We start from the raw sequence: 7771 nt of genomic DNA on the forward strand, positions 1-7771 counted from the left end.
TCCGCGCGGCGGGCGGGCGCTTCGGCGCGGGACCGGGGGAGGAAGGCGGCCACCTCGTGGAGGTGTGGCTGCCCGCGCAGGGACCGGCCCCTTCGCCTCCCGGGGCAACGGGCCGGCTCCGCTCCCGCCGCCCGACCGGGCCAGCTTCCGCAGCGAGCGGTCTCCCGGACATCGGCGTGCTGCCCGGGCCGGGGCCGGTGCTCGGGCCGGGCCGGTTGCGGGGGCTGGTCGTGGCGGGGGTCGTGGCCGGGGCGGTCCTGCTCGGCGGCGGGTTCGGCTGGTACGCGTACAGCCGCAGTCACTCCGTGCTCGGCGCACGCGCCTACGCGAGTGCCCGCCTGGGCACGCCGTACGCGGACCTCTCCCGGAGGCTCCCCGCGCGCACGGTCGATGACGTCCCGGTCGAGCGGGAATCCCCGCGACCGGCCGGGGCCGCGTGCCGCTACTACCGGGCGGTGCCGGGGCTCTTCGTGAGCGTGGACCACTACCGGCTCTGCTTCAGGGACGGGCGCCTCGTGGAGAAGACCGTCGTGCCGGGAGCGGGCGCGGTGGGGGACGCGCGCAGGGAACTGGGGGAGTTGGGGGGATGAGAGAGGAGGACGGGGTGGGAGTGGAGCAAGCCGGGGGCGGTGCCCCGGTGCGGGTGCTGCTCGCGGACGACGAACGGCTCGTGCGCGAGGGGGTGGCGGCGATCCTGGCGAGCGCGCCGGGCATCGAGGTCGTCGGGCAGGCGGGCGACGGGCGCGAGGCGCTCGCCGAGGGCCTGCGGCTGCGCCCCGACGTGGCACTGCTCGACGTGCGGATGCCGGTGCTCGACGGGCTCGGCGCGGCGGAGGAGTTCGCCCAGGAACTGCCGGGCACGGCGGTCGGGATGCTCACGACGTTCTCGGAGGCGGAGTACGTGGAGCGGGCGCTCGCCGGCGGAGCGGCGGGCTTTCTGCTGAAGTCCGGCGACCCCTACGAACTCATCGCCGGGGTGCGGGCGCTGGCGGCGGGCGGCGCGTTCCTCGCGCCCCGCGTGACCCGGCACGTACTGGACGGGCTCGGCGGGCGGCGCCTGGAGCGGGCCGCCGGGGCGCGGCGGGCGGTGGCCCGGCTCACGCCCCGGGAGCGCGAGGTCCTCGTCCTGCTCGCGGGAGGGCTGTCCAACGCGGGCATCGCGGAGCGGCTCGGGCTGAGCGAGGCGACGGTGAAGGCGTACGTGAGCGTCGTGCTCGACCGGCTCGGCGTCCCCAACCGGGTCCGCGCCGCCGTGCTCGCGCACGAGGCGGGGCTGCCGGTGGGGGAGGAGGGATGAGGAGCGGGCCTGCTCAGCGGACGTAGGGCGCGGCGTGCGCCGCGCGGCGCTGCCCCGGGCCGGCGAACCAGGTGAGGAGCCCGATCGAGGAATTCCGCATGGTGGCCGCGAGCGCGGCGAGCGGGCGGGTCCCGAGCTTGACGACGACGAGCGAGGCGAGCGTGCCGAGGACGAGCCCGGTGGCCACGTCGTGCGGGTAGTGGACGCCGACGAAGACCCGCGAGAACGCCATGAGGAGCGCCATGGGCAGGGTGAGCCAGGCGATCACGCGCCAGGCGAGCATGAGGCCCACGGCCGCGCCCGCCGCGATCGTCGCGTGGTTGCTGGGGAAGGACCAGTCGCCCTGTGCCGGGCAGTCGATGAGCGGATGGGCGCCCTTGACGGCCCGACAGGGCCGCTCCTCCGTGATCGAGGACTTGGCGACCTCGCTGATCACGTAGGCGACGGCGGTCCCGAGCGGGGCGAGGACCGCGACGGCCAGGGCGCTCGGGTCACCGCGCCGGGCGCGCCACCAGGCGACGACGAAGAGCGCCGCGAAGAGCAGCAGCCCCAGTTCCGTCCAGATCTCGGCGAGCTTCTGGAACCACTCCGGCGTGCTGTGCCCGAAGTCGAGGATGTCGAGATAGAGGTCAGAGTCGACGCTGGTCATGCCTTCCATGGTCGGGGACGCTACGGGCTGCTCCTGACCACCGCATCGTCCGGCGGGACCGTTCCCGCCCCTGCCGATCGGCAGGGGCGGTGGATGAACCGGGGGAGGACGCGGCACGAAGAGGGGGTGAACCCGGCCGCCCGCGACTCCGGTCCGGCGGCGGGGCGGGGGCGGAAGGGGTACGCCCGGACAAGCCGGGCGGAAGGCGGCCCGGTAGGGGAAGCGGGGCGCGGATGGAGGTGCGGATGCGTGGCAATCGCACACGCGCCGGAAGCGGAAAGAAACGAAAGCGACACGAATGGGGAACGGAGTGATCACGGCCCGGGCGGTGGGTGGTGAGGCGGTACGGGGGTGGGCTCAGGGGGCACTCGGGGTGGGCCGGAACAGCCCGTACCGGCGCGAAACCGGCAGCCGCGAACGGGGCTGCCGCTCGTGTGAAGACCAGCCGGAATGATGATCCGGGAAAGTTGACGGTGGGGCGGCGGGTGGCGCCGGGAGTGGCGTGGATCTCTCGTAGAGTTGCGCCGTGGGATCTATGCGCAATCCGGTCGGTCCGCTTCCCTCCAGCATCTACTGGCGACGGAGGGCGATTTTCGGCGCCGTACTGGTGCTCGTCGCCCTGCTCGTCGTGTGGCTGGTGAACGTCACGGGCGGGGGCGGGGGCGGCAAGAAGGACGGTGCGCAGGGTTCCGGCGGCTCCTCGGGGCCCGCGCCCTCGATCACCCCGGGTCCCAGCGGTTCGGGCCCGGCGATCAGTCAGCAGCCGGGCGGCCGGGACGAGTCGGGCGGCTCCGACAAGGACGACGATACGGCGACGCCCGGTGACGGGGCCTCGGACGGCGACGCGGACGGCGGTTCCGGCAAGGACGGTTCCGGCAAGGACGGCTCGTCGGACGGGGCGGACGGTACGGACGGCTCGAACGAGGCGGGCGGCGACGGCGGTTCGGGCGCCTCGGGCAACGGCGCGGGCTCCGGCAGCAGCGCCGCGCAGCAGGTTCCCGCAGGGTCGAGCCTGCCCGACTGCACGACGGACGTCGCCGAACTCTCGCTGCGCAGCGTCCACAACACGTACGAGCCCGGCAAGAAGCCGCGACTCGAACTCTCCGTCAAGAACAGCTCGGCCGCCGCGTGCAAGGTGGATCTCGGCGCGGCGCGCACCGTCGTGACGATCACGCTGACCGGCGAGGACGCCCCGTACTGGTCCTCCAAGGACTGCCCGGCGACCGAGAGCCTGTGGCTGCGGGTGCCGGCGAAGGAGACGATCCGGTACGAGATCGAGTGGAACCGCAAGGCGAGCCGCGACGCGTGCGCGAAGCCGCCGAGCGGCTCGGCGAAGCCGGGCACGTACCTCGTGGAGGCGAAGGCGCCGGGGCTGAAGAAGGCCCGCGCGTCGTTCCGCCTCGACGAGGACTGAGACGCCGAAGGGGCGGTTGGGCGGGCGGGCCCTGGCCCGCACCGGAGTCGGGGCACCGCCCAGGCCCGTACGCCGCCCGGGCTGGCAACACCGCCCGCGCCGGCAGCACCGCCCGGGCCGAAACGCCGTCCGGCCAAAAACGCCGCCGGGCTCAGGCCATGGCTCGGGCGCGGGACACCGCTCGCCCGCGCCCCGCCGTCGTCGTACTGCTCAGACGTACCGTTCCAGGATCGACGACTCCGCCAGCCGCGACAGCCCCTCGCGCACGCTGCGCGCGCGGGCCTCGCCCACCCCGTCGACCGTTTGGAGATCGTCGACGCTCGCGGCGAGCAGCTTCTGCAAACCGCCGAAGTGCTCGACGAGACGGTCGATGATGGCGCCCGGCAGCCGGGGGACCTTCGCGAGCAGCCGGTAACCGCGCGGCGAGACCGCCGAGTCGAGCGTCTCGGGGGAGCCCGTGTAGCCGAGCGCGCGGGCCACGACGGGGAGTTCGAGCAGCTCGGTGTGCGTGAGCGCGTTCAGCTCGGTGAGCGCTTCCTCGACCGTACGGGCGCGGCGCGCGGTGGGCTCGGGGACGTAGTCGCGGGCCACGAGTTCACGCTCCGGCTCGACCCCGGCGATCAGCTCGTCGAGCTGGAGCGCGAGGAGCCGCCCGTCGGTACCGAGCTCAAGGACGTACTCCGCGATCTCCGTCGCGATCCGCCGCACCATCTCCAGGCGCTGCGCGACCGCGCACACGTCCCGCACCGTGACGAGATCCTCGATCTCCAGCGCGGAGAGCGTCCCCGCCACCTCGTCGAGGCGCAGCTTGTACCGCTCAAGCGTCGCGAGCGCCTGGTTCGCGCGCGAGAGGATCGCGGCGGAGTCCTCCATGACGCGGCGCTGCCCGTCCACGTAGAGCGCGATGAGCCGCATCGACTGGCTCACCGAGACGACGGGGAAGCCCACCTGCTTGGAGACGCGGTCGGCGGTGCGGTGCCGCGTACCGGTCTCCTCGGTCGGGATCGTCGGATCGGGCACGAACTGCACGCCCGCCCGCAGGATCTTGGTGAGGTCCTTGTCGAGCACGATGCCGCCGTCGAGCTTGCACAGCTCCCGCAGCCGGGTCGCGCTGAACTCGACATCGAGGATGAACCCGCCCGTGCACATGGACTCGACGGTCTTGTCCCAGCCGAGGATGATGAGCCCGCCCGTGTTCCCGCGCAGGACTCTTTCGAGCCCGTCCCGCAGGGCCGTGCCCGGCGCGACCGCGCTCAGTGAGGCGCGCATCAGCGCGTCGGCGCGGGCAACACCGCCCGACTTTCCGGGAGTCGCTCCCCGGTCGCCTGCTGCCACTGCATTCCTCCGGTCGCAGATCTACGGTGCCCGGCCGCCGCCACCTCGCCGCCCGGTCCTCCCAGGGCCGAGGCGGCCCGTGGCCCACCGTACGGACGGGCGAGACCGGGGCAAAGTCTACCGGCGCCGCCCCGGCGTGCCGGGACGAAGGGGCCCCGCGCCCGGTCCCGGGCCCCTGCGAGCGGTTCAGAAGGGGGCCGCCGAGTCCTCCTCCCAGAGATCGGGCGCCTCTTCCTCGCGGGGCGCGGGAGCGGCGGAGGAGCCCTTGGCGGACGAGGCGCGCGCGGTGCGGCGGGCCGTGGCCGTACGGGCTTCGCCGCGCCCCGCACCCGTACGGGCCTCGCCGCCCGCACCCGTACGGCCACCCGCGCCGCGCCCCGTGCTCGTACGCGCCTCGCCTTCCGCCTCCTGGCCCGCGGCCCTCGCGCCGCGCCCCGCCGCGCGGCCGCGGGGGAGGACGAGGAGGGCGTCGGCGATGTCGGCGACCTCGGTGACGCGCATGCCGTCGGGGACGCGCCCCGGGTCGGCGGGGACGAGGGCGTGGGTGAAGCCGAGGCGGTGGGCCTCGGCGAGGCGGCGCTGCACGCCCGTGACGCGCCTCACCTCGCCCGCGAGCCCGACCTCGCCGATCGCGACGAGGTTCTTCGGCAGCGGGGTGTCGCTCGCCGCGCTCGCGAGGGCGAGGGCGATGGCGAGGTCGGCGGCCGGTTCGGAGAGCTTCACGCCGCCGACCGTCGCGCTGTAGATGTCCCGCTTGCCGAGCGCGCTGATGCGCCCGCGCTGTTCGAGGACCGCGAGCATCATCGAGACGCGGGACGTCTCCAGGCCCGAGGTGGTGCGGCGCGGCGAGGGGATCTGCGAGTCGACGGTGAGGGCCTGCACCTCGGCGACGAGGGGCCGGCGGCCCTCCAGCGTGACGGTGAGGCAGGTGCCGGGGACGGGTTCGTCACGGCGGGTGAGGAAGAGGCCCGAGGGGTCGGTGACCCCGGTGATGCCCTCGTCGTGCAGTTCGAAGCAGCCGACCTCGTCGGTCGCGCCGAAGCGGTTCTTGACCCCGCGCACGAGGCGCAGGCGCGCGTGCCGGTCGCCCTCGAAGCTGAGGACGACGTCGACGAGGTGTTCGAGGAGACGGGGGCCGGCGATGGCGCCGTCCTTCGTGACGTGGCCGACGAGCAGGGTCGCCATGCCGCGCTCCTTCGACGCGCGGATGAGCGCGCCCGCGACCTCGCGCACCTGCGCCATGCCGCCGGGCGCGCCGTCGATCTCGGGGGAGGCGACCGTCTGCACGGAGTCGACGACGAGCAGCGAGGGCTTCACCGCGTCGAGATGACCGAGGACGGCGGAGAGGTCGGTCTCGGCGGCCAGGTACAGCTCGTCGTCGAGCGCGTCGATACGGTCCGCGCGGAGCCTGACCTGCGAGGCGGACTCCTCGCCCGTCACGTACAGCGTGCGGTGCCCGGGACCCGCGGCCTTCGCGGCGACGTCGAGGAGCAGCGTGGACTTGCCGACCCCCGGCTCCCCCGCGAGGAGGACGACGGCGCCCGGCACGAGCCCGCCGCCGAGCACCCGGTCCAGCTCGGGCACGCCGGTCGAACGGGCGGTGGCCTGCCGCCCGTCGACCTGGGCGATGGGGAGGGCCGAGGTGGTGACGCGGCCCGGCGCCGTGGTGCGCACCGCGGGAGCCCCGTACTCCTCGATCGTCCCCCACGCCTGGCACTCCGGGCAGCGCCCCAGCCACTTGGCCGTCTGCCAGCCGCACTCGGTGCAGCGGTAGGAGGGGCGTTCTTTGGCGGACTTGGTGCGGGTGGGCATGCGGCCACCGTAGCGGGAGGGACTGACAGGGGAGGGGCGACGAGGGGCCGGAGCGGGGAACTCAGGGTTCTTTGGGGGATGTCCCCGAGGGGCGGGGGTGGGAGGCTCGGGGATGTCCCCTAGGGGATGCTCGGGCCCCCGACGGGCCACAACGGGTGGGGGCGGGTGGGGAGTTCCCGGGAGGCGAGTGAAGGGAGGGGGAGCGCGGGGCATTCGGTGGGGCGTGAGATGCGACCGGGAGTGCTGCGTACGCCCCCGCTTCGGCTTGTGCGCCTTGCGCCCCAAACGCGATCCCGCGCCCTGAACACGCGCCCAGCCCCGAACGCGCGCCCCCGCCTCGGCTCGTACGCCCCGCGCCCTGCACACGATCCCGCGCCCTGCACGCGAGCCCGCGTCCCCGAACGCGATCCCACGCCCCGCACACGATCCCGCGTCCCGAACGCGCGCCCCCGCTTCGGCTCGTACGCCGTCGTGCCCCGTGCGCCCTCACCCGGACCCCTGCGCCCCCCTCCCGCACCCGTACGCGCCTCTTTCCTGTCCCCTTTCGAGCGATCTGTTCACCCGTAAGGAGTAAAACGGCTCAAGGAGGGGCGAGTGAGGGCGCACGGGCGCCTACGGTCGCCGAGTGATGAGCAGCAGGACCGAGCACTCCACCTCCCGGGACGGTACGGGCTCCTCAGGCATGCCCGGCGCGGGTGCGGCGCCGCCCGGCGGGGGCATTGACGGGCGGTTCGACGGGCATCTCGACGGCCTCTTCACGTACTGCCTCTCCGTCCTGTGCGCGCACGAGGCGGCGGTCGGCGTGGTGCGCGAGGTGCTCGAACTCGCCGCGCGCAAGCAGAGCCGCGCGCCGCAGGACGAGGCGGACCGGCAGGCGTGGCTCTACGCGCTCGCCCGCTGGGTGTGCCTGCGGCGCCTCACCGAGACGCGCGGCCGCCCCGAGGAGGGAGCGCGCGAGGAGTCCGCGGAGGGGCGCGAGCGGCGCAGGGAACTGGCCCGGCTCGCCTGGCCGGAGGCGGCGGGGACGAGCCCCGAGCAGCGCGAGGCACTGGAGCTCGCGGTACGGCACGGACTGACCCCGCTCCAGGTCGCCTCGGTGATCGGCCTGGAGGCGAGCGCGGCGCGGGAACTGCTCGCGGCGGCGGCGTGCGAGGTGGAGCGGACGCGCGTCGCCCTCGGCGTCGCGGCGAGCGGGGGCTGCCCGGTCGCCGCGCGCTACGCGGGGGACCGTCGTATCCCGCTCGGCTCCGCGCTCCGGGGCGAA

The 7771-nt window shown here is 74.7% G+C and carries 5 protein-coding genes and 2 pseudogenes; 4 read left to right on the forward strand and 3 right to left on the reverse strand.

Translation table 11 applies throughout. The features are described from left to right. Together G3I42_RS35040 and G3I42_RS35045 are read left to right on the forward strand one after the other, a co-directional pair. A pseudogene (locus G3I42_RS35040) lies at positions 1-590 on the forward strand (sensor histidine kinase); the annotation flags it as partial. Beyond that, positions 587-1297: a response regulator transcription factor gene (locus G3I42_RS35045; RefSeq protein ID WP_203607742.1), complete on the forward strand. Its 711-nt coding sequence runs from the start codon at positions 587-589 to the stop codon at positions 1295-1297. The pseudogene G3I42_RS35040 and the gene G3I42_RS35045, both read left to right, overlap by 4 nt. A 13-nt stretch (positions 1298-1310) precedes the next feature. On the opposite strand, the gene G3I42_RS35050 is transcribed toward G3I42_RS35045, so the two are convergent. Next, the gene (locus G3I42_RS35050; RefSeq protein ID WP_164291689.1) at positions 1311-1955 is read right to left on the reverse strand and encodes a phosphatase PAP2 family protein; all 645 of its coding nucleotides are present in this window, start codon (positions 1953-1955) and stop codon (positions 1311-1313) included. Between the two features lie 517 nt (positions 1956-2472). On the opposite strand from G3I42_RS35050, the gene G3I42_RS35055 reads away from it, so the two are divergent. Further along, positions 2473-3360, forward strand: a complete 888-nt coding sequence (locus G3I42_RS35055) for a hypothetical protein (RefSeq protein ID WP_343244749.1) — start codon at positions 2473-2475, stop codon at positions 3358-3360. A 210-nt stretch (positions 3361-3570) separates the two neighbouring features. Here the strand turns inward: G3I42_RS35055 and disA are convergent, their stop codons facing one another. Both disA and radA read right to left on the reverse strand, forming a co-directional pair. Next, on the reverse strand, positions 3571-4695 hold the full coding sequence (disA, locus tag G3I42_RS35060) for a DNA integrity scanning diadenylate cyclase DisA (RefSeq protein ID WP_164291690.1): 1125 nt from the start codon (positions 4693-4695) through the stop codon (positions 3571-3573). Positions 4696-4881: 186 nt separating this feature from the next. Continuing rightward, entirely contained in the window at positions 4882-6507 is a 1626-nt protein-coding gene (radA, locus tag G3I42_RS35065; protein WP_164291691.1) for a DNA repair protein RadA, read from the reverse strand. A 628-nt stretch (positions 6508-7135) separates the two neighbouring features. Between radA and G3I42_RS35070 the strand changes: the two are divergent. Continuing rightward, positions 7136-7771: pseudogene (locus G3I42_RS35070) on the forward strand (sigma-70 family RNA polymerase sigma factor); the annotation flags it as partial.

The sequence above is a fragment of the Streptomyces sp. SID11385 genome (assembly GCF_010548245.1).
GTDB lineage: Bacteria > Actinomycetota > Actinomycetes > Streptomycetales > Streptomycetaceae > Streptomyces.

Coding starts and splice junctions, on each gene's coding strand:
- G3I42_RS35045 (WP_203607742.1), top strand. CDS start 587: ATGAGAGAGGAGGACGGGGTGGGAGTGGAGCAAGCCGGGGGCGGTGCC.
- G3I42_RS35050 (WP_164291689.1), bottom strand. CDS start 1,955: ATGGAAGGCATGACCAGCGTCGACTCTGACCTCTATCTCGACATCCTC.
- radA (WP_164291691.1), bottom strand. CDS start 6,507: ATGCCCACCCGCACCAAGTCCGCCAAAGAACGCCCCTCCTACCGCTGC.